At 55.3% G+C, this 24,862-nt stretch carries 22 protein-coding genes, 1 pseudogene and 1 other annotated feature; of the genes and pseudogenes, 11 read left to right on the top strand and 12 right to left on the bottom strand.

The window, feature by feature from the left end; translation table 11 throughout:
- Nucleotides 1-104: 104 nt before the first annotated feature.
- From recR to BFV64_RS05175, 5 genes are all read right to left on the bottom strand, one after another.
- Nucleotides 105-710, bottom strand: coding sequence for a recombination mediator RecR (recR, locus tag BFV64_RS05195; RefSeq protein ID WP_014882812.1), 606 nt, complete (start codon nucleotides 708-710; stop codon nucleotides 105-107).
- Entirely contained in the window at nucleotides 710-1,042 is a 333-nt protein-coding gene (locus BFV64_RS05190; protein WP_014882811.1) for a YbaB/EbfC family nucleoid-associated protein, read from the bottom strand. Before BFV64_RS05190 ends, recR begins: the two co-directional genes overlap by 1 nt.
- 54 nt (nucleotides 1,043-1,096) lie before the next feature.
- On the bottom strand, nucleotides 1,097-3,028 hold the full coding sequence (dnaX, locus tag BFV64_RS05185) for a DNA polymerase III subunit gamma/tau (protein ID WP_069601785.1): 1,932 nt from the start codon (nucleotides 3,026-3,028) through the stop codon (nucleotides 1,097-1,099).
- Nucleotides 1,703-1,767, bottom strand: a sequence feature (DnaX frameshifting element). Its footprint overlaps the gene before it by 65 nt.
- Before the next feature lie 88 nt (nucleotides 3,029-3,116).
- Nucleotides 3,117-3,668 carry an adenine phosphoribosyltransferase gene (gene apt / locus BFV64_RS05180; protein WP_000127359.1) on the bottom strand — a complete coding sequence of 184 codons (552 nt, stop codon included), beginning with the start codon at nucleotides 3,666-3,668 and terminating at the stop codon, nucleotides 3,117-3,119.
- 152 nt (nucleotides 3,669-3,820) lie between these two features.
- The gene (locus tag BFV64_RS05175; protein ID WP_014882809.1) at nucleotides 3,821-4,198 is read right to left on the bottom strand and encodes a DUF454 family protein; all 378 of its coding nucleotides are present in this window, start codon (nucleotides 4,196-4,198) and stop codon (nucleotides 3,821-3,823) included.
- 50 nt (nucleotides 4,199-4,248) lie between these two features.
- Here BFV64_RS05175 and priC point away from each other — a divergent pair, with 50 nt between their 5' ends.
- Both priC and rsmS read left to right on the top strand, forming a co-directional pair.
- Nucleotides 4,249-4,776, top strand: a complete 528-nt coding sequence (gene priC, locus BFV64_RS05170) for a primosomal replication protein N'' (protein ID WP_058690568.1) — start codon at nucleotides 4,249-4,251, stop codon at nucleotides 4,774-4,776.
- Nucleotides 4,777-4,790: 14 nt separating this feature from the next.
- Nucleotides 4,791-4,976 carry a pleiotropic regulatory protein RsmS gene (gene rsmS / locus BFV64_RS05165; protein ID WP_023338125.1) on the top strand — a complete coding sequence of 62 codons (186 nt, stop codon included), beginning with the start codon at nucleotides 4,791-4,793 and terminating at the stop codon, nucleotides 4,974-4,976.
- Between the two features lies 1 nt (nucleotide 4,977).
- Here the strand turns inward: rsmS and mscK are convergent, their stop codons facing one another.
- Together mscK and acrR are read right to left on the bottom strand one after the other, a co-directional pair.
- A complete protein-coding gene (gene mscK, locus BFV64_RS05160; protein ID WP_032637303.1) occupies nucleotides 4,978-8,325 on the bottom strand; it encodes a mechanosensitive channel MscK in 3,348 nt (1,115 codons plus the stop codon).
- Nucleotides 8,326-8,437: 112 nt separating this feature from the next.
- A complete protein-coding gene (gene acrR / locus BFV64_RS05155) occupies nucleotides 8,438-9,091 on the bottom strand; it encodes a multidrug efflux transporter transcriptional repressor AcrR (RefSeq protein ID WP_032637305.1) in 654 nt (217 codons plus the stop codon).
- A 141-nt stretch (nucleotides 9,092-9,232) separates the two neighbouring features.
- Between acrR and acrA the strand changes: the two genes are divergently transcribed.
- The 6 genes from acrA (at nucleotide 9,233) to BFV64_RS05125 (ending at nucleotide 16,074) form a co-directional block, all read left to right on the top strand.
- On the top strand, nucleotides 9,233-10,426 hold the full coding sequence (acrA, locus tag BFV64_RS05150) for a multidrug efflux RND transporter periplasmic adaptor subunit AcrA (protein WP_014882804.1): 1,194 nt from the start codon (nucleotides 9,233-9,235) through the stop codon (nucleotides 10,424-10,426).
- Between the two features lie 22 nt (nucleotides 10,427-10,448).
- Complete coding sequence (gene acrB / locus BFV64_RS05145) at nucleotides 10,449-13,595, top strand: multidrug efflux RND transporter permease subunit AcrB (RefSeq protein WP_069601784.1); 3,147 nt, start codon at nucleotides 10,449-10,451, stop codon at nucleotides 13,593-13,595.
- 511 nt (nucleotides 13,596-14,106) lie between these two features.
- The gene (gene tomB, locus BFV64_RS05140; RefSeq protein WP_008499288.1) at nucleotides 14,107-14,481 is read left to right on the top strand and encodes an Hha toxicity modulator TomB; all 375 of its coding nucleotides are present in this window, start codon (nucleotides 14,107-14,109) and stop codon (nucleotides 14,479-14,481) included.
- Between the two features lie 27 nt (nucleotides 14,482-14,508).
- Nucleotides 14,509-14,727 carry a hemolysin expression-modulating protein Hha gene (locus BFV64_RS05135; RefSeq protein ID WP_014882802.1) on the top strand — a complete coding sequence of 73 codons (219 nt, stop codon included), beginning with the start codon at nucleotides 14,509-14,511 and terminating at the stop codon, nucleotides 14,725-14,727.
- A gap of 209 nt (nucleotides 14,728-14,936) precedes the next feature.
- On the top strand, nucleotides 14,937-15,488 hold the full coding sequence (gene maa, locus BFV64_RS05130) for a maltose O-acetyltransferase (RefSeq protein WP_014882801.1): 552 nt from the start codon (nucleotides 14,937-14,939) through the stop codon (nucleotides 15,486-15,488).
- Nucleotides 15,489-15,606: 118 nt separating this feature from the next.
- Nucleotides 15,607-16,074, top strand: a complete 468-nt coding sequence (locus BFV64_RS05125) for a YlaC family protein (protein WP_014882800.1) — start codon at nucleotides 15,607-15,609, stop codon at nucleotides 16,072-16,074.
- Here BFV64_RS05125 and pdxR read toward each other — a convergent pair.
- Nucleotides 16,046-17,506, bottom strand: a complete 1,461-nt coding sequence (pdxR, locus tag BFV64_RS05120) for a MocR-like pyridoxine biosynthesis transcription factor PdxR (protein ID WP_014882799.1) — start codon at nucleotides 17,504-17,506, stop codon at nucleotides 16,046-16,048. The two genes, BFV64_RS05125 and pdxR, sit on opposite strands and share 29 nt — an antisense overlap.
- 101 nt (nucleotides 17,507-17,607) lie before the next feature.
- Here pdxR and BFV64_RS05115 point away from each other — a divergent pair, with 101 nt between their 5' ends.
- Nucleotides 17,608-18,318 (top strand): GNAT family N-acetyltransferase, encoded by a 711-nt coding sequence (locus tag BFV64_RS05115; RefSeq protein WP_069601783.1) that lies wholly within the window; start codon nucleotides 17,608-17,610, stop codon nucleotides 18,316-18,318.
- On the opposite strand, the gene ykgO is transcribed toward BFV64_RS05115, so the two are convergent.
- Nucleotides 18,315-18,455 (bottom strand): type B 50S ribosomal protein L36, encoded by a 141-nt coding sequence (gene ykgO / locus BFV64_RS05110; RefSeq protein ID WP_003859006.1) that lies wholly within the window; start codon nucleotides 18,453-18,455, stop codon nucleotides 18,315-18,317. The two genes, BFV64_RS05115 and ykgO, sit on opposite strands and share 4 nt — an antisense overlap.
- A 2-nt stretch (nucleotides 18,456-18,457) precedes the next feature.
- Nucleotides 18,458-18,718, bottom strand: coding sequence for a type B 50S ribosomal protein L31 (locus BFV64_RS05105; RefSeq protein WP_069602468.1), 261 nt, complete (start codon nucleotides 18,716-18,718; stop codon nucleotides 18,458-18,460).
- 221 nt (nucleotides 18,719-18,939) lie between these two features.
- Between BFV64_RS05105 and BFV64_RS05100 the strand changes: the two are divergent.
- Nucleotides 18,940-20,504: pseudogene (locus BFV64_RS05100) on the top strand (EAL domain-containing protein).
- Here BFV64_RS05100 and BFV64_RS05095 read toward each other — a convergent pair.
- The gene (locus BFV64_RS05095; RefSeq protein ID WP_028012182.1) at nucleotides 20,497-20,769 is read right to left on the bottom strand and encodes a metal/formaldehyde-sensitive transcriptional repressor; all 273 of its coding nucleotides are present in this window, start codon (nucleotides 20,767-20,769) and stop codon (nucleotides 20,497-20,499) included. The pseudogene BFV64_RS05100 and the gene BFV64_RS05095 sit on opposite strands and share 8 nt — an antisense overlap.
- Nucleotides 20,770-20,903: 134 nt before the next feature.
- Here BFV64_RS05095 and BFV64_RS05090 point away from each other — a divergent pair, with 134 nt between their 5' ends.
- Nucleotides 20,904-21,725 (top strand): nickel/cobalt efflux protein RcnA, encoded by an 822-nt coding sequence (locus BFV64_RS05090; RefSeq protein WP_069601782.1) that lies wholly within the window; start codon nucleotides 20,904-20,906, stop codon nucleotides 21,723-21,725.
- A 35-nt stretch (nucleotides 21,726-21,760) separates the two neighbouring features.
- Here the strand turns inward: BFV64_RS05090 and BFV64_RS05085 are convergent, their stop codons facing one another.
- Nucleotides 21,761-24,853, bottom strand: coding sequence for a beta-galactosidase (locus BFV64_RS05085; protein ID WP_069601781.1), 3,093 nt, complete (start codon nucleotides 24,851-24,853; stop codon nucleotides 21,761-21,763).
- Nucleotides 24,854-24,862 lie beyond the last annotated feature (9 nt).

Here is a 24,862-nt window from a genome sequence, read left to right as displayed (position 1 = left end):
CGACCTCAACAATGCCATTTAATGGGGTTGTAAAACGTTGAGTGAGAGATGGGGATAAGGGAGAGAAATTTCAAGCGGAGGCCGCGAACGCAGCCTCCGTTTGGTCAGAAAATAATCTTGTGACGCCCGGCCAGAGAGTGCGACAGCGTGGTGCCGTCCACCATCTCCAGCTCACCGCCCACCGGCACGCCGTGGGCGATGCGGCTGGCATCAACGCCGTACTGTGAGCACAGCTCGGCGATGTAGTTGGCGGTTGCTTCCCCTTCCACCGTTGGGTTGGTGGCGAGGATCACCTCTTTAATCGTTTCGGACTCAAGACGCTGTTCAAGGCGGTCAAGACCGATATCGTCCGGGCCGATACCATCCAGCGGGGAGAGATGCCCCATCAGCACGAAATAGCGGCCGGAAAACTGCCCGGTTTGTTCGATGGCATAGATGTCCGCCGGACTCTCCACCACGCAAATCTGACCGTTCTCCTGACGACGCGGATTCGAGCAGATGTTACACACATCCTGCTCGGTAAAGGTGCGGCAATCCGCACAGTGACCAATTTCTGACATCGCGCGGGTCAGAGCCTGCGCCAGGCGCATCCCGCCGCTGCGATCGCGCTGCAAAAGCGTGAACGCCATGCGCTGCGCCGACTTCGGGCCAACGCCCGGCAGGCAGCGCAGAGCTTCCATTAACTGCGTGAGCAGCGGACTGGTTTGCATCAGAATGGCATCTTAAAGCCCGGCGGCAGCTGCATACCGCTGGAAACAGAGGCCATTTTCTCTTTCTGGGTTTCGTCGATACGGCGCGCAGCATCGTTAAACGCGGCAGCAACCAGATCTTCCAGCATCTCTTTGTCGTCTTCGAGCAGGCTTGGGTCGATTTCAACGCGACGGCAGTTATGCGCACCGTTGATGGTCACCTTGACCAGACCGGCACCGGATTCACCCGTGACTTCCATCTGAGCGATCTCTTCCTGCATCTTCTGCATTTTTTCCTGCATCTGCTGAGCCTGCTTCATCAGGCCACCCAGACCGCCTTTTCCACCAAACATAGGCTTCTCTCTTCTTTCACGTTTAAGGATTACAACCGTAAGTCAGACTCACGATCAAATGGGGCGAATACTCTCTTCATCCAGATCGGCGTCGAAGAACCGGCGCAGGGTCTGAATGTTGTTATCCGCAATAATCGCCTCGCGCGCCTGCGCGAGTTTCTCTTCATAAATGGCCTGGCGCCACTCAAGCGGCGTTTTCACTGCCGGATTATCATCTTCAATGATAGTCAATTCAACCGGCGCACCCTGTAATGTGGCGAGCGCCTCGGCCAGCGCCTTTTGCGCGCCTGGCGAATTCAGGTGTCGCTGACCAGGACGCAGGTGTAAACGCACCTGATTACCGTCCTGCTCTTTCCAGGCGTTCAGCGCAACCTGCTCGACCAGCTTCGGCAGCTGGAGTTTGCTGACCTCAGCGGCCCAGGCATCGCGGGCAATAGATTCTTCTGCGAGCTTCGCGGAAAGCTCCGGCGTTTTCTCATGCTCCAGCGCCTTTTTCAGCGCTTTCGGCGTAGCGACCTCTTCCTTTACCGTTTCGACAACGGTGGTCGCCTTCCAGCGGTATGCCTCTTCTTTCGCCGGGGCTTTCTGCTCGAGCGCGGACGGTGCCGGGCGCGACTGTACGCGCTCCGTTACCGAGGCCAGTCGTTCAAGCGCGGCGTTGTTCACCGGCCGCGCTCTTCCTGGCGCTGCCGGTTCACTCTTTTTTGGTTTGGTTACTCCCTGCGCACGCTGCAACTGACTGCGAGCGGCAAGCACCGAACTGGTGGCATCCGACAGCGGCACGTTTTGCGGCTGCGGTGGCGGTGTCGGCTGCGGTGGCACCTGCTGAGGTGACATCACCGCCGTTGGGGCGACCGGGGCAAAAGACTGCCGCGGCGCTTCCGGCTCCGGCAGCGGCATGCGCGGGTGGAACGCCAGCGCGCGCAGCAGCGTCATTTCTACGCCCATCCGGGGATCCGGCGCGTACGGCAGCTCTTTACGGCCAATAAGCAGGGTTTGGTAATAAAGCTGTACATCGGCAGGCGGCACGGTGCGGGCAAGTTCACGCATCCGCTGTTCAATGGCGGCCATATCTGCGCCAATTGCCGACGGAGAAAGCTGCAGCATCGCCACGCGGTGCAGCAGGCTGAGCATCTCAACCAGCAGCGCTTCCCATTCAATCCCCCGGCTAGCAGCAGCATTGACCAGCGTCATGACGCGCTCACCGTTGGCGGCAATCATCGCTTCGATGAGTGAAAGCGCCTGATCGTCATCCAGCGTACCGAGCATGGTGCTGACTGCTTCGGTAGAGAGCTTACCGTCACCGCTGGCAATTGCCTGGTCGGTCAGGCTTAACGCATCACGCAGGCTGCCGTCCGCTGCACGCGCCAGCAGTTGCAGGGCGCGCGGCTCATGGACGATCTTCTCTTCATCGAGAATGTGTTCGAGCTGGGCGCGGATCTGTTCTACGTCCAGGGCCTTCAGGTGGAACTGCAGGCAGCGGGACAGAATGGTGACCGGCAGCTTTTGCGGATCGGTCGTCGCCAGCAGGAATTTCACGTGCGCGGGCGGCTCTTCCAGCGTTTTCAGCAGGGCGTTAAAGCTGTGGCGCGACAGCATGTGCACTTCATCGATCAGGTAGACCTTGAAGCGACCGCGCGCCGGGGCGTACTGTACGTTGTCCAGCAGATCGCGGGTATCTTCCACTTTCGTGCGCGAGGCGGCGTCGATCTCGATCAGATCGACAAAACGCCCCTGCTCGATCTCCCGGCAGTTATCACACACGCCGCACGGCGTGGCGGTGATCCCGGTTTCGCAGTTGAGACCTTTCGCCAGCAAACGGGCAATTGAGGTCTTACCGACGCCGCGGGTGCCGGAGAAAAGATAGGCGTGATGGATGCGACCTAGCGACAAGCCGTTCGCCAGGGCCGTCAGCACATGCTCCTGACCGACAACGTCAGCAAAGGTTTGTGGTCGCCATTTACGGGCTAACACCTGATAACTCATGGGCAGGCTCTGCAACGCTGGAAGGTGAATTTATGGAGGGGAATGCTATCACAACCTCACCCATTGAGCGAGGTTGTGAAAACCGGGATTAATGACCCGGGAATGGCACCAGGCTGTAGCTGGTAATGCCCTGTTTTTCCAGGCGCTGTTCGCCGCCGAGATCGAACAGGTTAATAATGAACGCCGCGTCGGTCACTTCGCCACCCAGACGACGGATCAGCTTCACGGTCGCTTCGATGGTGCCGCCGGTCGCCAGCAGATCGTCCACCACCAGCACTTTGTCGCCAGGCTTGATCGCATCAACGTGGATTTCCAGCTGATCGGTGCCGTACTCCAGCTCGTAGCTCTCTGCGATGGTTTCACGCGGCAGTTTGCGCGGTTTACGCACCGGCACAAAACCCACGCCCATTGCCAGCGCAACCGGTGCGCCAAACAGGAAGCCACGGGCTTCGGTACCTACTACTTTGGTGATCCCGGCGTTTTTATAACGCTCGACCAGCAGTTCAATGCTGAGCGCGTACGCTTTCGGGTCTTCCAGCAAGCTGGTGACATCACGGAAAAGAATGCCAGGTTTTGGATAGTCCTGGATGCTTTTGATGCTGTTTTTCAGATATTCAAGCTGCTGTGCAGTTGCGGTCATCGGTTTGTGCCTAAATGAAACAGTGTTACTCACGACGCGCAACGGAGTGGGTAAAGGTAACAATCGTTTAACCTTTAACCAGGCGCGCCTGTGCTCGAAAACGGTCGAATTTACTGGCTGTACGCAATAATTGCAACAGCCATTATGAGGCTTCAGTGCTTTTGTTGCTTTTCATCAACCACGGGGATCCGCCACATGAAGATAAGCAGGCAGGTCAGAATGATCAGCAGCAGGATCCGCACCCACATCATTTTCACCAGCCATAATGAAATAGCAAAGGTCATGAGGATCACCGCAATCGCGCGCGGCTTCGCGCCGGGCGGCATGGCACGGTGTTTTTGCCAGTGGCGCAGGTAGCCACCAAACCATGAGCGATAAAGCAGCCAGTGGTGAAAACGCGGCGACGAGCGGGCGAAGCACCAGGCTGCCAGCAGGATAAACGGCGTGGTGGGCAGTAAGGGTAAAACCACACCCAGTGTACCCAGCACTACCGCGAGCCAGCCAATGATGATTAAAATAGTACGCTGCATAATGCGAATCGTTATCAAACTGAACGGCTACTTTACCACTGGAGAGCGTTTTGAAAACAGCCTTGCTTCTGGAGACGCTGCAAAAACAGTTGACCACCCTGCGAGCAGAGGCCACCCCTCTGCTGGGGCACGCCACGCTGAAGCCGCGCTTTGATCGGCAGCTTTTTCGTACCCGCAGTACGGTCATTCAGGATTACCTGGCTGAGGCGCAGACCCGCCTTGACGAGCTTTGCCATGCGGTTGAAAGTGAACAGCAGGAACAGGTGGCGTGGCTTGCAGAGCATCTCACTGAGCAAATCACCGCCCTGCATCGCGAAATTGCCGCCTGGCCGCTACGCGCCTGGGACAGCGGCTCGCCCGGACTCGGCAAATGGCAGCGCAAGCGGCTGGAGAATCAGGAGTTTGAACGCCGACTGTTTGAGATGAAACGTGAGCGCGAAGTGCGGCTGAATAACAGCGAAACGCTGGAAGAACAACAATTATTGATGCGCGAGATTAGCGCCCTGGAAGGCCGCATTGTGCGCTGCCGTCAGGCGCTGGATGAGATTGAACGCGTCATTGAACGTTTGACCCGCTAACAGGAGCCACACCCATGTCACTGGAAAATGCACCCGATGAGGTCAAGCTGGCCGTCGATTTAATTATGCTGCTGGAGAATCATGATATTCCCGCCGAAACGGTGCTGAAAGCGCTGGAGATTGTGCAGCGGGATTTCGAAGGAAAGGTGAAGGCCAGTAGCCCTCACCCTACCCCTCTCCCACAGGGAGAGGGAAAATAGATTAAGCCGGAGTGGGATCGTCACCTTTAATGTCGCGCTTCACTTCCGTATGCTCATCACCTTTTTCGTTACGCAGGTGAACTTCAAGCTGGTTGAAGGCGATATTAATATCGTTTTCACGGCACAGGCGATCGATAGACCGGTTAAGCTCATCTACCGTGTAGCTACGGTCACGCAGTTCACGCACGTATAAACGCAGTTCATGATCCAGCGTGCTTGGCCCGAAGGTGGTGAAGAACACCGCCGGAGCCGGATCGTGCATCACTTTCGGATGTTCTGAGGCTGCCTTCAGCAGCACCTCTTTCACCTTCTCCAGATCCGATCCATAGGCTACGCCCAGGCGGATCACCACGCGCGTCACCGTATCAGAGAGCGACCAGTTGATCAGACGCTCGGTCACGAACGCCTTGTTCGGGATGATCACCTCTTTGCGATCGAAATCGGTAATCGTGGTGGCACGAATGCGGATCTTGCTGACCGTACCGGAGAACGTCCCGATGGTGACGGTATCGCCAATTCGCACCGGACGTTCGAACAGGATGATCAGACCGGAGACAAAGTTACCGAAGATCTCCTGCAGGCCAAAACCCAGACCTACCGAGAGGGCGGCCGCCAGCCACTGGAGTTTATCCCACGAGACGCCCAGCGAGCCGAATACCGTCATCGCCCCGACAATAATAATGACGTAGTTCAGGATCGTAGTGATAGCGTACGACGCCCCCTGACGCAGGTTCAGCCGCGAGAGGACCAGCACTTCCAGCAGACCCGGCAGGTTGCGAATCAGCGCCCAGGCTACCACCGACGACACCAGCGCAAACAGCAGGCTGCCCATGGTGACGCTTTTCATCACCGCAGCGCCAGCTTCGGTGCCGTTGTACTGCCAGAGGGTGATGCTGTCGAGGTAGGCGAAAACGGTAATTAAATCAGACCAGATAGCCCAGAACATCACCGCAAACAGCGCGATCATCACCAGCATAGTGATACGCAGCGTCTGCTGGTTGACCTGCTCCAGCGCGATGGTCGGTTCTTCCTGTGGCTCCGCACCTTCGGCGCCCTCTTTCACCTGATGCTGACGACGCGCGATGGCACGACGGTAAGCAATACGGCGAGCCGCGACGCTTAACCCGCGCAGTACGGTTTGATAGAGCAGATTCCAGACGATCACCAGATAGACCGTTTCGATCCAACGCCCGGACAGACGCAGCGTGGTATAGAAGTAGCCCGTCGCCGTGAGCACCATCAGCGCCAGCGGAATGATCGCCAGTACCGTCACGGTGGCCAGACGAATATTGTGGGATTCTTTATCACGCCAGCTATCGCGGCACATCGGCCACATGAGGATGGCAATCAGCAGCAGGTTCAGCATAATCACCAGCTGACCCAGCACATCATCCATCAGATGCAGCGGAGACAGTTCAGAAACAACCGACCAGAAGTGAAGCGGCAGCAGCGCCAGGCTGACACGCACAATCTGACGACGCCAGTGGCTGGTCAGTTGGGCAGGCATGTTGAAATGACGGACCGCAACGCCGTCTTTTTCCAGGACCTTCCAGCACAGGCCAAACACCAGCCAGAACAGCGCCAGTTTTTTGCTGAATGCCCACAGCAGATCGCTGACGTTAAGCTGCATGGTGAGCAGAATCAGGCCTACCGCCAGAATAATCAGGCACACCGGCAGAGCGCGAATAAGGTCGATCAGAATCGCTTTTGGCGTATGGAGCTGGCTGTCGTTGCGCAGTTGCCCCACTTCCGAGGCCAGCTTCGCCTGGTACTGTTTAAGCCATTTCAAACGCCAGCGAATCAGACCGGCAATCAGCAGCAGGGGTAATCCCGCCAGGAAAGCAATCATTACCGCAGGCCAGGCTTTCTCCCAGTTCACGGTGATTTTCATGCTCTTGATCTGCGTTTTCAGCTGCTCAGGGAAGGACTTCACCCAGTCCCAGTCCATCGGCTTGTTGCTGTTCACCCAGAAAATTTGCTGCGTCAAAATCTCCTGCAGGCTTTTGGAAACGCTGACCAGCTGCTGCTGGTTGATCTGCAGGTTGATGGCCATCATCAGCTGGTTGCCCAGCTGTTTGTTGAGCTGATCCAATAGCTCACGGCGCATATCGACGACCTGGAGCAGCGCGTCATGCACTTCCGGGTTCACGTCGCTGGAATGACCCTCTTCAATTTTGGCGACGAAGTTATCGCTCTGGAAAAGGGCATCACGCTGCTGATTCACGTCAAATTGTTCCAGACGCAAATCCGCAATGCGGTTAGTCATGTCTTCCAGCTCGTCGGCGGACGGCAGCGTCTGCTGCTGCTGGTAGAGAATACGCGACAGCAGGAGGCTACCTTTCAGGACCGCGATCTGTTCTTTGATGTTGCGTTCCGCCTGCAGCGCCCGATCCAGCCAGTTTTTCACTTTAATGTTTTGCTGAACCAGCGAGTTGCCGTTTTCCGTCGCCAGAATCAGACGCTGACTCAGCTGATGGTTAGCCTCAAGCTCCTGTTTCACCAGCGGATTGGCCTGAATACGGGCTGTTTCGTCCGGCGATACCGCCTCCTGGGCCGTTTTTTCCGTCAGGGTCAGACGCTTACTGTTTACCGCTTCCTGCAGCAGCTGAAGCTGGTGTTCCAGACGATTAATATTCGCCGTGACGTAATCACGCTGTTTCTGGAGCGTGTCCTGCAGCACCGTATTCCCTTCCAGGCTTTTACGCTGCTGTTCAATTTGCGCATTGAGTAATGACTGCTGAACCAGTAGCAGAGTTTGCTGCGTTGGGCGAAGCGTCCCTTCCCCCACCGTCGTACCGTTCAGGCGGTTGCGGATCTGTTGCAGCTGCTGAGACGCGGTATACATCGCATTTTGCACGCGCTCGGGCTGGGTTTGCAGAGAGACGAGCTGACTGTTGTAGGTCGCGAGGTCGGACTGCGCGGTTTGCAGATCGTCGAGCAATTGGGCAACGCGCGACTCCAGCTGACGCAAAGAAAGCGTGGCGAGCGTCTTACGCGTTTCGTCGTCGTTATCGACGTCACTCAGCGCATTCAGCGCTTCCGTGGCCTTGCGCATGTTCTCAGGCGCCTGCGCCACCTTCTGACGAAGCTGGGTGGTTTCTGCTTTAACGCGCTCAATTTTATCAATGTTTTCCAGCGTCTCTGTCAGATCCTGCTGGGTGAGTTTCTCCTGCGGAGAGAGCTCTTTTTGTTTGTTCAGGGTATCGAGTTGCGACTGAACATCACTGCGTGAGGGGATATCCGTACTGTTATCTGCGCGGGCCCACGAAAGCGGTCCGGTGGAGAAGAAAAACAGCATAGCAAAGAGCAATGCAAAAACAGGATGTTGCGAGCGATTGATGGGCAGCATAGTTGTGAATGATGTCAGCAGATGACCGAAAATAGTCCGGCGTGAAGAATATCACGCTCGTCTGAAGCAGAATAGCGTGAACGTTATCCTCTAAGATAAATCCTGGAATGGCTCAGGCGGGTAACGAAGGGGAATCGCTGCGCAGCGTCGGGCAGAACTGACACATTTCCAGTAAAATCGCGACGTAGCTGCGTGCTTCCTGCTTGAGGTCAAAGGAGTCCGGCGCAAAAAGCCAGTTTTCCATCAGGCCCGAAATATAGCTGCGCATCAGGATAGCCGCCCGACGAGTCAGTAAATTAGCCGGTAACAGCTTCGCCTGCATACACTGGGTGAGCGTTTGTTCAATGCGGTCATAGCTCTCCAGGCACAAACTACGCTGCGCCTGCTGCACCACCGCCATCTCGCCCACGAACTCGCATTTATGAAAAATAATTTCCATCATTAATCTGCGACGTTCTTCAACTACCGTAGCTTCAAGGATATATACTAATATCTCTCTTAATACTGAGAGTGGATCGTCAGGGAATTTTGCCCGATACTCACTCTCAAGATCGCTAATGCTGGACTCTGAAAGCTCCCAGATTTCACTGAACAGATCTGACTTATCTTTAAAATGCCAGTAAATCGCACCCCGAGTCACGCCAGCAGCCTGAGCAATTTGTGCCAACGAGGTTGATGAAACACCCTGCTGAGAGAACAAACGTATTGCCACATCAAGGATATGTTGTCGGGTTTCCAGCGCTTGTTGTTTAGTTTTTCGTGCCATAGGTGAGTGAATTTACAGGAGTCAGATTTACATACATTTGTGAATGTATGTACCATAGCATGACGATAATATAAACGCAGCAATGGGTTTTTGGACTCAGGACCATTGATCAATTTGAAATCGGACACTCGAGGTTTACATATGAACAAAAACAGAGGGTTAACGCCTCTGGCGGTCGTTCTGATGCTCTCAGGCAGCTTAGCGCTAACAGGATGTGACGACAAACCAGCTCAACAAGGAGCTCAGCAGGCGCCAGAAGTCGGCGTAGTGACACTCAAATCTGAACCTCTGCAGATCACCACCGAATTACCTGGCCGTACCAATGCCTATCGCATTGCGGAAGTTCGCCCTCAGGTGAGTGGCATTATCCTGAAACGTAACTTTACCGAAGGCGGTGATGTGAAAGCCGGTGAGTCTCTGTATCAGATTGATCCCGCGACCTATCAGGCCTCTTATGAAAGCGCCAAAGGCGACCTGGCAAAAGCGCAAGCCGCCGCCAAAATCGCCCAGCTGACGCTGAACCGTTATCAAAAACTGCTCGGTACGAAGTACATCAGTCAACAGGATTATGATACCGCTCTGGCCGATGCCCAGCAGGCTAACGCCGCCGTGGTGGCCGCCAAAGCGGCCGTCGAAACCGCACGTATTAATCTGGCCTATACCAAAGTGACCTCCCCTATCAGCGGTCGTATTGGTAAATCTTCCGTCACGGAAGGGGCGCTGGTACAGAACGGACAAACCACTGCGCTGGCTACCGTGCAGCAGCTTGATCCGATCTACGTTGACGTAACCCAGTCCAGCAATGATTTCCTGCGCCTGAAACAGGAGCTGGCTAACGGCACCCTGAAACAGGAAAACGGCAAAGCCAAAGTGGAGCTAGTGACCAACGACGGTATCAAGTTCCCGCAGGAAGGGACTCTGGAGTTCTCCGATGTGACGGTCGACCAGACTACCGGTTCCATCACCTTACGGGCGATTTTCCCGAACCCTGACAAAAATCTGCTGCCAGGTATGTTCGTTCGCGCGCGTCTGGAAGAAGGCACCAATCCAACCGCACTTCTGGTTCCACAGCAGGGTGTGACCCGTACGCCACGTGGCGATGCGAGCGCGCTGGTTGTCGGGGCGGATGACAAAGTCGAAATGCGCAACATTACCGCCACTCAGGCGATTGGCGATAAATGGCTGGTGACGGAAGGTCTGAAAGATGGCGATCGCGTGATTGTTACTGGTTTGCAAAAAGTTCGTCCTGGTGCGCAGGTCAAAGCACAGGAAGTGAAATCTGACGATAAACAATCTGCTTCGGCCGCTGACCAGTCAGAACAAACCAAGTCTTAACTTAAACAGGAGCCGTTAAGACATGCCTAATTTCTTTATCGATCGCCCCATATTTGCGTGGGTGATCGCCATTATCATCATGTTGGCCGGGGGACTTGCGATCCAGAAGCTGCCTGTCGCGCAATATCCAACGATTGCGCCACCGGCGGTGACAATTTCCGCAACCTACCCGGGCGCTGATGCGAAAACGGTGCAGGACACCGTCACCCAGGTTATCGAACAGAACATGAACGGTATCGATAACCTGATGTACATGTCATCAAACAGTGACTCAACCGGTACAGTACAGATCACCCTGACCTTCGAGTCAGGTACCGATGCTGACATCGCGCAGGTTCAGGTGCAGAACAAACTGCAGCTGGCAATGCCGTTGCTGCCGCAGGAAGTACAACAGCAGGGCGTGAGCGTCGAGAAATCGTCCAGTAGCTTCCTGATGGTTGTTGGCGTTATCAACACCAACGGCACCATGACGCAGGAGGATATTTCCGACTACGTGGGCGCCAACATGAAGGATGCCATCAGCCGTACTTCCGGTGTGGGTGACGTTCAGCTGTTCGGTTCTCAGTACGCGATGCGTATCTGGATGGATCCGAACAAACTGAACAACTTCCAGCTGACGCCGGTTGACGTGATTAACGCGATTAAAGCGCAGAACGCCCAGGTGGCAGCCGGTCAGTTAGGCGGTACACCACCTGTGAAAGGCCAGCAGCTTAACGCGTCCATTATCGCGCAAACCCGTCTGACCTCCGCCGATGAGTTCAGCAAAATCCTGCTGAAAGTGAATCAGGACGGTTCGCAGGTTCGCCTGCGCGACGTAGCGAAAGTGGAGCTGGGTGGCGAAAACTACGACATCATTGCGAAGTTTAACGGTAAACCGGCTTCCGGTCTGGGTATTAAACTGGCGACCGGCGCTAACGCCCTGGACACCGCCACGGCGATCCGCGCAGAGTTGAAGAAGATGGAACCGTTCTTCCCGTCAGGTCTGAAAATCGTCTACCCGTACGACACGACGCCGTTCGTAAAAATTTCGATTCATGAAGTGGTTAAAACGCTGGTAGAAGCGATTATCCTGGTCTTCCTGGTGATGTATCTGTTCCTGCAAAACTTCCGCGCGACGCTGATCCCAACCATCGCCGTGCCGGTCGTTCTGCTTGGAACCTTTGCCATCCTTGCGGCCTTTGGATTCTCGATAAATACCCTGACGATGTTCGGGATGGTGCTTGCCATCGGCCTGTTGGTGGATGACGCCATCGTAGTGGTAGAGAACGTCGAGCGTGTCATGGCGGAAGAGGGTTTACCGCCGAAGGAAGCAACCCGTAAATCCATGGGCCAGATCCAGGGCGCGCTGGTCGGTATCGCGATGGTACTGTCGGCGGTATTTATCCCGATGGCCTTCTTCGGCGGCTCTACCGGTGCGATTTACCGCCAGTTCTCGATTACCATCGTTTCCGCGATGGCGCTGTCGGTGCTGGTCGCATTGATCCTGACGCCTGCGCTGTGTGCCACCATGCTGAAGCCCATTCAGAAAGGCGGTCATGGCGAGCATAAAGGGTTCTTTGGCTGGTTTAACCGCATGTTTGACAAGAGCACGCACCACTACACCGACAGCGTGGGCAACATCCTGCGTAGCACCGGTCGTTATCTGCTGCTCTATATCATCATTGTCGTCGGCATGGCCTATCTGTTCGTTCGTCTGCCAAGCTCGTTCCTGCCTGATGAAGACCAGGGCGTGTTCCTGACGATGGCGCAGCTTCCGGCGGGTGCATCGCAAGAGCGTACCCAGAAAGTGCTGGATGAAGTGACGGACTACTACCTCACCAAAGAGAAAGCGAACGTTGAGTCCGTGTTTGCGGTTAACGGCTTTGGCTTTGCGGGTCGTGGTCAGAACACCGGTATCGCCTTCGTCTCTCTGAAAGACTGGGCGGATCGTCCGGGCGAGGAGAACAAAGTTGAGGCCATCACTGGCCGTGCAATGGGGACCTTCTCGCAGATTAAGGATGCGATGGTCTTCGCCTTTAACCTGCCAGCGATTGTTGAACTGGGTACCGCGACCGGTTTCGACTTCCAGCTGATCGACCAGGGCGGTCTGGGTCACGAAAAACTGACGCAGGCACGTAACCAACTGTTCGGAGAGGTGGCGAAACACCCTGACCTACTGGTTGGCGTGCGTCCAAACGGTCTGGAAGATACGCCGCAGTACAAGATCGATATCGACCAGGAGAAAGCACAGGCGCTGGGCGTGTCCATCAGCGACATCAATACCACACTGGGCGCGGCCTGGGGCGGTAGTTACGTGAACGACTTCATCGACCGTGGTCGTGTGAAGAAAGTGTACGTGATGTCAGAGGCGCAGTACCGTATGTTGCCGAACGATATTAATAACTGGTACGTTCGCGGCAGCAATGGTCAGATGGTTCCGTTCGCGGCGTTCTCAACGTCACGCTGGGAATATGGTTCACCACGTCTGGAACGTTACAACGGTCTGCCATCAATGGAGATCCTGGGTCAGGCCGCACCAGGCCGAAGCACCGGTGAAGCCATGAACCTGATGGAAGAGCTGGCGAGCAAATTGCCTTCGGGCATCGGCTATGACTGGACCGGTATGTCCTATCAGGAACGTCTGTCCGGTAACCAGGCCCCTGCCCTGTATGCCATTTCTTTGATTGTGGTATTCCTGTGTCTGGCGGCACTGTATGAGAGCTGGTCGATTCCGTTCTCCGTTATGCTGGTGGTTCCACTCGGGGTTATCGGTGCACTGCTGGCGGCGACGTTCCGTGGATTGACCAACGACGTGTACTTCCAGGTAGGCCTGCTGACAACCATTGGCTTGTCGGCGAAGAACGCGATACTTATCGTTGAATTCGCCAAAGACCTGATGGAGAAAGAAGGTAAAGGGCTTATCGAGGCGACGCTTGAAGCGGTACGTATGCGTCTGCGTCCTATTCTGATGACGTCACTGGCGTTTATCCTCGGCGTACTGCCGCTGGTTATCAGCTCTGGCGCGGGCTCCGGTGCGCAGAACGCGGTCGGTACTGGCGTGATGGGCGGTATGATCACCGCGACCGTGCTGGCTATCTTCTTCGTTCCGGTGTTCTTCGTGGTGGTTCGCCGCCGCTTCAGCCGCAAAAATGAAGATGTTGAGCACAGTCATTCGGTAGAACCGCACTGATACCGGTTTCACATCATAAAAAGGCCGCATTAGCGGCCTTTTTCATTTTAAGAAAAAATCATAAAATACGCTTATTGTGGTTTTATTTATTTTCTGCCAGCGTAACAGGACATATCATAAATAACGGATAACGTAATCCGAGAATACAGGATTTTTTTAAATTCATTTCTTCGGTCAGAGGGTTAGGAATATTCCTAATTAAAAGTTCGGAAAAACAGAACTCCGGATTTGAACTTTTTCTTCAGGCGCAAACCTAAGCTAATGAAACGTAAGGAAGCTAACAAAACAAGCGTTAATCTGGATAAAAATGTTCCGTTCCGGATGAACATTTGCGTAGAGTCTCGCAGCCTGCGGTTTTATTTGTAATTTTTCGTAATAGCGCGGTGAAATCCAGACAGGAGTGGCTTATAGTTAGGTTATCAGGAACACAGCACTCATGTAGCTAAGTCAGTTGTATCCATCCCGACAATGATGTTCGGTGAGTAATAAATCACTCAGAAGGGGATGCGCTATGGACGAGTACTCGCCAAAACGGCATGATATCGCGCAGTTGAAATTTCTCTGCGAATCCTTGTACCATGACTGCCTTGCCAATCTTGATGAAAGTAACCATGGCTGGGTAAACGATCCAACGTCTGCCATCAATTTACAGTTGAACGAGCTTATAGAGCATATCGCTACCTTCGCACTTAATTATAAAATTAAGTACAATGAAGATAATAAGCTCATTGAGCAAATTGATGAATACCTGGACGACACCTTTATGTTGTTCAGTAGTTACGGCATTAACGCGCAAGATTTGCAAAAATGGCGCAAATCGGGAAACCGACTATTCCGCTGTTTCGTCAACGTGAGCAGAGCTAACCCCGTTAGCCTTTCCTGTTAAAATTATTACAATTACTAAGGTGAATTTATGTCTGAAAAACCACTCACAAAGGTCGATTATTTGATGCGCTTACGCCGTTGTCAGTCAATTGACACCCTCGAACGCGTCATTGAAAAGAATAAATACGAGCTTTCTGATAATGAACTGGCGGTATTTTATTCAGCTGCTGACCATCGCCTCGCTGAGCTAACGATGAATAAGTTATATGACAAAATTCCCACATCCGTGTGGAAATTTGTACGTTGATCTTTGAAGTGTGTCTGTAGAGGTTCTACGCCACGTTCTAAGCTGTATTCACCTGTCCCGTTATGCTCCCTGTGCGAAAGCCAGGTCTCCGTGTTAAACGCGCTCATCAGCAACAATGTTGTGACTCTGCTCACATCGGCTTTTCGGGAACGTTCCCCTCCTGGCCAGTTGCGATTACCCTTCAGGAATCACATCCAGAGAGGTTTACGATGAGCATTGAAAAACAGAAGATGATTTCAGGTGAACATTACCGCCCGGGTGATGAGACACTACGCGCCGACAGACTGCGGGCACGCCATCTCATCCATCGCTATAACCACACTGCGCCTGATGAAAAAACAGAACGCCAGACCATTCTGGCGGAACTGCTGGGGCAAAGTGAAGGGGCTTATATTGAGCCGAGTTTCCGCTGTGACTATGGATATAACATTTATCTGGGCAAAAACTTTTACGCGAACTTCGATTGCGTGATGCTGGATGTGTGTCCTGTTCATATCGGCGATAACTGTATGCTCGCGCCGGGTGTTCATATTTATACAGCAACCCATCCCCTGGATGCGGAGGAACGTAATAGCGGCGTCGAGTTTGGTAAGCCCGTCACTATTGGCAATAATGTCTGGATTGGCGGACGGGCGGTCATTAACCCAGGCGTTACCCTGGGTGACAACGTGGTCGTCGCTTCCGGTGCCGTCGTGACGAAAGACGTCCCGTCTAATGTCGTCGTTGGGGGTAACCCGGCGAAGATCATCAAAACGCTGTAAGATCCCGGGGGAGTCAACTGTTATGGTCTTTTAGCGCCTGACTGTTACTTTTTTCAGCGGGATGGCTCCCCTAAAATTGGCAGACACCCTGTATTGTCTACACGCATAAAGGCAAAAAATGACCGAGATACAGCGCCTGCTTACCGCCACCATCGACGATCTTAACCTCCGCGAAAAGCGCGATAATCGCCCGCGCTTTAGCATCAGCTTTATCCGCAAACATCCCGGACTGTTTGTCGCAATGTATGCCGCCTGGCTGGCAACGCTTATTGTGATGCTGAAGTCCGAAACGCTGGTGGACTCCGTCTGGCTACTGGTTGTGTTATTTGTCGTCTTTAACGCTTTTTTCTTTTTCGACGTGAATCCCCGCTACCGTTACGAAGATATCGACGTGCTCGATTTCCGGGTCTGCTACAACGGTGAATGGTACAACACGCGTTTCGTGCCTGCGGAGCTTATCGAGAGCATCATGCACTCTCCGGCCGTTGAAACCGTGCAAAAAGAGAAGCTGCAAAAAATGGTTTCCACCAAAGGTCAGCTCTCTTTCTATGATGTCTTTACTCTTTCTCGCCCTGCTGCTGCGTAATTAACGCCTGCAGGCGTCGGATACCCGGCACAAACTGCGAAGCAGAGGTATTGCCATAGCCTAAAACCAGACCGGTTTGCCCCTGCTTCGCCTCCAGGTAGTACCCGCTCAGCGCAGCGGGTGCCAGCTGAAATGCCCTCGCCTTCTCCGCAAGCCTCTGGTCATCAATACCGTCAATCGTCACCGTCAGGTGCATCCCGCCCTCTCCGGCAAGAATACGGTGTGGGGTGTGAAGCGCTGTGCTCAGCGCCTCGCGCAGCTGGCGGTAACGTTTACGATAAAGCCGACGCATGGCAGCAAGATGACGGGCATAGTGACCTTCTTCAATGAACAGCGCGAGGGTGCGCTGCTCCGCACGATGCCCGCCGCGCAGCAGCGAGCCAATGGCAGGGCGTGCCGCCTTCGCCAGTGCGGGCGGTAGCACCATAAACCCCATTCTGAGTGACGGAAACAACGTTTTGCTGAAGGTTCCGAGATACACAACAGGGGCGTTATTCACCATTCCCAGCATGGCCGGTACGGGCTCACCGGCATAACGGAACTCGCTGTCGTAATCATCTTCAATGATCCATGCGTTGTGCTGTCGGGCCAGCTCCAGCAACGCCAGCCTCCGCCGAGCGCTGAGCACGCTTCCGTAAGGGAACTGATGCGAGGGCGAAGTGAAAATCAGCGTGGGGGAAGGCGCATTCCGCCCTTCCCAGCACATTCCCTCATCATCCACCGGCATTCCCGTCATTGTCAGGCCGGTTTTGACAAAGGCACTTTTGGCTCCGGCATAGCCGGGGTTTTCTACCCAGGCAACATCGCCTGGTTCGCTCAACAGTATCGTGCACAGATTAACCCCTTCAAGCGCCCCTTCGGTTATCACTATCTGGCTGGCGTCGCAGTCAATGCCCCGGGAGAGCGCGAGGTGGCGAGCAATCGCCGCACGAAGCGACGGCTCTCCGGCCGGATCGCCATACCCAAGCAGAGCGTTCCCCTCCTCGCGCAAGACGCGATCGTACAATCGCCGCCACAGCGGCAACGGGAAATAGTTGATGGCGGGCGTTCCCGGCGTAAATGCCATGACCGGAGTATCACGCTGCACCGGCGCAGGCAGATGAGTGACCCGTTTTGCCAGCACAACCTCAGGCGCCGGCAATGTCCGGATGCGTGCGCGATGCGCAAAGTGTGCCACCTTTGTCCCCTGCCGGTTACGCAGCAAATAGCCTTCAAGCGTGAGCTGATCCAGCGCCGCGTTAACGGTGTTCCGGGAAACCGCGAGCTGCTGCGCCAGCGTGCGCGAGCCGGATAGCTGGCTACCGGACTGAAGTTTCCCGCTGAGGATGGCCTCTCGCAAAGCCAGATAGAGCGCCCGCTGGAGTGTCTCGTCCCCACGCTTTTTCAGTGCAGCATGGAGCAAAGTATAAAATTCATCACCCGGTATATTCATATCATCTCCTTGTGGTACCAACAAAACATAGCCGAGTGGTGCTTTTTAAGGAACCAGCAATTCACTAGTCTGAAGCTCTTTTCAACGTCACGGAAATGAAGATGAAGACATTCAATGAGTTTGGACAACCCGTGGGCGACGCCCTTATCGACTGGCAGCCTCGACCCCATCCGTCCCGGGTGGTACTGCAGGGGCGTTTTTGTCGGCTTGAACCTCTGCGCGTGGCGCATGCCGAGGCGCTCTTCTCCGCCTATTCCCTGGCCGAAGACACCCGTAGCTGGACGTGGCTGCTGCGCGAACCTGATGCCACGGCCGCCGAGTATGCCGAATGGGTGGCGAGCGTGAGTGATTTATCTGACCCGATGCACTTTGCCGTCATTGATAATCAGACCCAGTCTCCGGTCGGAACGCTGGCCCTGATGCGGATCGATCCGAAAAACGGCGTCGTGGAGGTGGGTCACGTTCATTTCTCGCCCCTGTTGAGCCGCACGCCAATGTCGACAGAAGCGCAATACCTGCTGATGCGGTACGTGTTTGATACCCTGGGCTATCGGCGATACGAATGGAAGTGCAACAGCCTGAACGCACCTTCACGCAAAGCCGCACTGCGCCTGGGTTTTCAGTTTGAAGGGCGGTTTCGCCAGGCGCTGGTCATAAAAGGCCGTAACCGGGATACCGACTGGTTTTCGATTCTCGACAAAGAGTGGCCGGCGCTGGCGAACGCCTTTGAAAGCTGGCTTGCCACCGACAATTTTACCGCCGATGGCAAACAGAAAAGATCCCTGGAAAGCTGGCGAGAAATACGCGCCTAGCGTCTTTTCTTACGCCCCTGAACCGCCTTAAAGCGCGGATTGGATTTGCAAATCACGTATAAGCGTCCCTTGCGTTTGACTATCTGGCAATCCGGGTGACGCTGTTTCGCACTGCGCAATGAGTTAAGCACCTGCATCATTACCCCCGCTTCGCATTAAGAAAACCGCCAAAACGCTTACGGAAGCGCGCCGCGCTGCCATCCGTGGAGAACGTTTTTTGCTTACCGGTATAAAACGGGTGCGATTTCGAAGAAACCTCGATGGTGATGTATGGATACATTTCACCGTCGAGTTCAATTTCGCGGTCAGTTTTAATGGTTGAGCCGACTTTAAAGTATTCATTGGCACTGGTGTCGTGGAATACCACAGTGCGATACGCTGGATGGATATCGGGTTTCATCATCAATCTCTCATGTTTTGTTATAACATAACAAAATAATATCCAGCCCTTGTTGAAAAAACAACCCCCCTTTTGCCACTGATATTTTTCGGGTTTACCTGAGATAAAATAAAAACCAGGCCGCCCACGTGCTATAACTGTATCATTTCGCGGTAAAATCTTTCTCTTCAGGCGGGGAACTCAGCGTCCGGATTTCGACATATGAGAAAGGAAACGACAGCATGAATACCCGACATCTGGTCAGTCTGGTGACTGGCATACTTATCTTTTCTGTGCTGGTTCCCATTTGCCTGAGCATCTGGCTGGCGCATCGCCAGGCGGAAGAGAAATTTGTCGATGCGCTGGATAACTATGCTTCTCGTGTGCTGATACGAACCGACAGGGTCCTGGCTCAGGCAAAAGATGCGCTTAATCATCTGCAAACGTATGACGGCGTGCCGTGCAGCCCTTCGCATTTGAAAGAGATGCGCCGGGCCGCGTTTTCCTGGCGATATGTCCAGGAAGCGATCTATACCGACAACCTGAAACCACGCTGCTCCTCGCTGGAGCAATCCAGCCATGCCTCCCCCTTCCCCCCACCAACGCGCATTACCCGGGATGGTTACAGCGCATGGCTGACGGCGCAAAACGATCTGGGATTTCACCGCTACATGGTTGTGCTGGGCAAAGGCCGCTACCTTGTCATGATCGATCCTGACTCGCTGGTGGATGTGATCCCTTTCGGGGAAATAGCCATCGACGCCGCCCTGGTCGGAACCGCAACACACCGCATTTTTGCCAGCACTAATCCACTCGCGCCGCATATCCGCGAGATGATTCAGGAACGAGAGGGAGACCGCGTCCAGTACAACGGTTCCATGTACGTGATGAAGCCTGTCCCTGAGTTGGGCTTTACCGTCGTGACCTGGGCTCCGCTCAAACCTTTGGCTGATACCTGGCACAGGCAACTCCTTTTCTGGTTACCGTTTGGCATGTTGATAAGCTTGCTCGCCGCACTGTTTGTCTTGCGGATACTGCGTCGCATCCAGTCGCCCCGCAATCGCCTGCTTGACGCCATTAACAGCCGGGATTTTGTGGTTCACTATCAGCCCATCGTGGCGCTCTGTAGCGGGAAAGTGGTGGGGGCAGAGGCGCTGGCGCGCTGGCCTCAGCCAGATGGCAGCAGCCTCTCGCCGGATATTTTGTTCCCCTTGCTGAACAAACCGGGCTCATCTCGCAGCTCACGCAGTTAGTCATTGAAAAAGTGTTTGAAGATATGGGCCACTGGTTGCAACACCACCCCGATCAGCATATCTCCATTAATCTCGCCCCTGCCGATTTGACCTCCGGCAAACTGCCACCGTTGCTGAGTCAGTTAATGAATAAATGGCAAATTCACCCCCGACAAATCGCTCTTGAGCTCACCGAACGCGGTTTTGCCGACCCTAAAATCAGCGCCCCGGCTATCGCCGCGCTACGTCATTCCGGTCACCCTGTCTATATTGATGACTTTGGCACGGGCTACTCCAGCCTGAGCTATCTGCAGGATCTCGACGTGGATACGCTCAAAATTGATAAATCGTTCGTGGATGCGCTGGAGTACAAAAACGTCACGCCGCACATTATTGAAATGGCGAAATCGCTGAAGCTGGCGATGGTGGCGGAGGGTGTCGAGACCGAAGGGCAGCTCGCGTGGCTGCACCGTCATGGGGTGCAGTATGGGCAGGGGTGGTTCTACAGTAAGGCGCTGCCAAAGACGGAATTTATTCTGTGGGCTGAAAATAACCTCGGCAGGCACGTTACTTGAGGTAGGATTTGATCACCTGCAACACCACGCCAAGATCGGCTTCACGCTGCGCCTCTTCAGGCTCTTTCACGACATGATCGGTGAGATGCCCTTCAATCACCTGCATCATCATGCCATTGACTGCCCCACGGATCGCCGCCAGCTGCTGTAGCACCTCGGCGCATTCGTGATCGCTGTTTAGCATTTTTTCGAGGGCAGTGCTCTGCCCCTGAATTTTCTTCAGGCGAGTCAATAACATCTTCTTGTCGCGAACGGTATGTGACATCTCTGTCTCCCTCAGTTTATGGCGTTTAAAGCATATCACGCTCTACTCCCCCTGAGTATTTTTCTACTGGGGAGTAGTATATTACTACTGGGGGGGAGTAGTATTTGCACACGCTTTCCACCCTGGAACATTCAATGACCGATTTTGCTTCACTTCTGCAGCAGGGTAATGCCTGGCTGTTTGTTCCCAGCGCTATCCTGCTCGGCGCGTTACATGGTCTGGAACCGGGCCATTCCAAAACCATGATGGCTGCCTTTATCGTGGCCATCCGCGGCACGCTGAAGCAGGCTGTACTGCTGGGTCTGGCGGCAACGCTATCCCATACGGCGGTGGTCTGGATCATTGCCATGGCGGGGTTATGGTTTGGTCGGGGCTGGGATGCTCATACGTCCGAACCCTGGTTCCAGCTGTTCTCCGGGGGGTTGATCGTTTTAATCGCCCTGTGGATGGCATGGCGAACCTGGAAAGAGAGCCAGCCGCACGATCATCACCACCACCATCATGACCATGAACATGAACATGAACATGAACATGAACATCATCATGATCACCACCACCCGCTTGTTGAAGAGGAGTGGCAGGACGCCCACCAGCGCGCCCATGTGCAGGATATTAACCGGCGTTTTAATGGACAACATGTGACCACGGGACAGATCGTGATGTTTGGCCTGACAGGCGGGCTTATTCCCTGCCCGGCATCCATCACGGTTCTGCTGATCTGCCTTCAGTTAAAGCATTTTGCGCTCGGCGCGACGCTGGTATTCAGCTTCAGTATCGGTCTGGCGTTGACGCTGGTCGCGTCCGGGGCGATTGCCGCCCTTAGCCTCAAACACGTGACCAAACGCTGGCCTGGCTTTAGCGAACTGTCCCGCAAAGCACCGTGGATTTCCGCTGCGCTGATTACCGTGGTAGGGATTTACATGAGCCTGCACGGCCTGAGCGGCATCCTGGCATAAGCCTGCGGTCACGTCAGGTGGCCGCATCTCAAGGGTCAGCTGAGGTTCTGCTGCCAGCTGAAGCGATAACGAAGCTGGCGCGTCTGCAGGAGAAATTCCGGCGAGACGCTGGGGCTCCAGGAGTCATCGCCGCCCACGCCCATGTGGAACGCGTCGAGGTTGAGCCAACACCCCGGCTCTTCGCGCAACAGGTGATGATGGGTTGTCTCGCGCAACTGCTGCTGGCCGTAGCGGCTTATTGAGAAGTGGAACCGGCCATTCAGCAGATGCGTTCCTGCCACAAGTTCGCGGGTATCGCAGCGCAAACCATTTTCCGTCGGGAAGATATACGGCGTGTGCATCGCCTCCAGGGGCAATGTCCAGCGCCCCTGCTGTGCCGCCAGCTTTCTGTCCGGGTAATTTTCGTGCGGCCCCAGCCCCAGCCAGTGAACGTTTTCCGGCGCTTCGGCGAGATGAACGCTCAGGCCAATCCGCGCGGGTTCCGGGATATCAGACGCCATATCGACCTGAATATCACCATGCAGAACGCCCTGCTCGTCCACCCGCCAGGTTTTACGGCTCAGGAACAGCGCTTTGCCGTGGTACTCCCAGACATGCAGGGTATTGACCACCACCTCGCGAGCATGCTGCTCTGCATCACAGGACAGTACGCGGGAGGTGAGATCGTACATACCCGCTGCTTTCCAGCGTTCAACCCACGCGTTCGGATCGATTTTCGTCGCTTCGCTCACGCCAATGTCATTATCCAACGGCGCGCGGCTGAAGCTATCCGTCACGGGTGAAATCAACAGTGCCACGCCATCTCGCCACCATTGGGTCAGGTTTCCGGAAGTGCAATCGAACTGCCAGCGCAGCTGCTGATGCGTTATCTCCAGCATGAGGTCATGTTGCGTCAACACGGGAGGTTCGCCCGCAGACATTGTCGGCGCAATAAAGAGAGGAACCGGGAGCGGCCACTGCTCCCACGCGCAGCGATGGCCAGCCGGTGACCACGGCGTTGCCCGCGGCTGGCGAACCTCAACATTCAGCCAAACCTCTCCCGGCCCGGCCTTCGGCGCAGGCAGATCGAGCTCCAGACGCTGGGTGCCCTCGGGAGCCATCGCGAGCGTGACCTCGCCCGCGGCCAGCACCTCTCCATCACGTGCAATCGTCCAGCTCAGCACCTCGTTATCGGTGTGGCGGAACAGGTAGCCGCTTTGCACCTCAATCACCAGCGGAGCAGTGCTCACCAGCGTAAAGGTAAAAAACTGCTGGGCGCGCTGCGCTTCGTACAGCGCCGGATGCGGGGTTCGGTCGGGGAATACCAGACCATTGAGGCAGAACTGCCGATCGTTCGGCTTATCGCCAAAGTCTCCGCCGTACGCCCAGAACGCGTTACCCTTTTCGTCTTGCTTCGTCAGGGCCTGATCGACCCAGTCCCAGACAAACCCGCCCTGCAGGCGAGGATGATTGCGAAACGCCTGCCAGTATTTCGCAAACCCACCAAAGCTGTTGCCCATCGCGTGGGCGTATTCGCAGAGGATCAGCGGACGCGTTTCATCCGGCATGCCGATCCATTTCTTGATTGACCATTTAGGTACTGCCGGGAAAGGCTGATCCTGATCGACCCGGGCGTACATCGGGCAGACAATATCGGTCGCTGCCGTATTCGCCCCGCCGCCTTCATACTGCACCGGGCGCGTCGGGTCGGTGGTTTTCAGCCAGCGGTACAGCGCATCGTGGTTCGCACCGTGGCCGGATTCATTGCCCAGCGACCAGATAATAATCGAAGGATGATTTCGGTCGCGCTGCACCATGCGGGTCACGCGCTCGCTCATGGCAGGTAGCCAGCGCGGATCGTCAGCGAGGCGGCTCATCGGCACCATACCGTGCGTTTCGATATTCGCTTCGTCAACGACGTACAGCCCATAACGATCGCAAAGCCGGTACCACAGCGGATGATTAGGATAGTGCGAGCAGCGCACGGCGTTGAAGTTGTGCTGCTTCATGATTTCGATATCGCGACGCATGGTTGCTTCATCCATCACCTGGCCGTTTTCAGGGTGGTGCTCATGTCGGTTAACGCCGCGGATCAGCAGCGGTTTACCGTTGAGCTTGAGCAGGCCATTGCTGACGTCAACGCGGCGGAAGCCAACGTCGCATGCCTCGACCTCGACCACCTCACCCTGCGAGTTGAGAAGCGCAATCGTCAGGCGATACAGTTCCGGCGTTTCAGCACTCCACAGCGCAGGGTGCTCGACGGGGATCGCCACCGTTAACCGCTCAGCCCAGCCGCCACGCTCGTCCACAATGGCAGAGCCTGGCCGCTGGGTCGCGCTGGCACAGCGTTCACCGTTGCGCCACAGCGTTATCGTGACATCGCACTCCGCGTAGCGAGCGCCTGTCAGCGCGACCGCCACTTTCAGCACCGCGCGGTCCAGCTCAGCGTTCAGGTCCGTCAACACATGGTAATCGGCGATCTGCGTTTCGGGTTTATGCAGCAAAGTGACGTCGCGGAAAATGCCGCTCATCCGCCACATGTCCTGGTCTTCAAGATAACTGCCGTCGCACCAGCGCAGTACCATGACCGCCAGGCGGTTCTCCCCGGCGCGCAGCGCCGCCGAGAGATCGAATTCGGCGGGCAAGCGGCTGTCCTGGGAATAGCCTATCCACTGTCCGTTGCACCAAAGATGAAACGCCGAGTTCACGCCGTCAAAGATAATGCGGGTTTGCCCGCCGTGGAGCCAGGCGTCATCCACCTCAAATGTGAGCGAGTAACATCCGGTTGGGTTCTCTTGTGGAACAAAAGGCGGCGTGACGGGAATGGGATAGGTGACGTTGGTGTAGATGGGCGTGTCAAATCCCTGCATCTGCCAGTTAGACGGCACGGGCATCGCAACGGCGTCCGCGCAATCTTCCGTTACCCATGCCTCCGGGACTTGCTCGGGTGCAGTAAAATAATTAAACCGCCACGCCCCGTTAAGAGAACGTCTGCTGACTGACTCCTCGTCGTTCAGGGCCGAGGATTCATGGCGCCAGCTGTGTAACGGCGCATGAGCCGACAGCCGGTTCCACTGGGTAACGCCGGGGTTTTCCCAGTCCCGTCGGGCCAGAATGGCACCGAGCGTCGGTGATAAAGTGTTGGGCATACTAACCTC

The sequence above is a fragment of the Enterobacter kobei genome (assembly GCF_001729765.1).
Taxonomy (GTDB): Bacteria; Pseudomonadota; Gammaproteobacteria; order Enterobacterales; family Enterobacteriaceae; genus Enterobacter; species Enterobacter kobei.
This window is presented reverse-complemented; position numbering and strand designations above follow the sequence as displayed.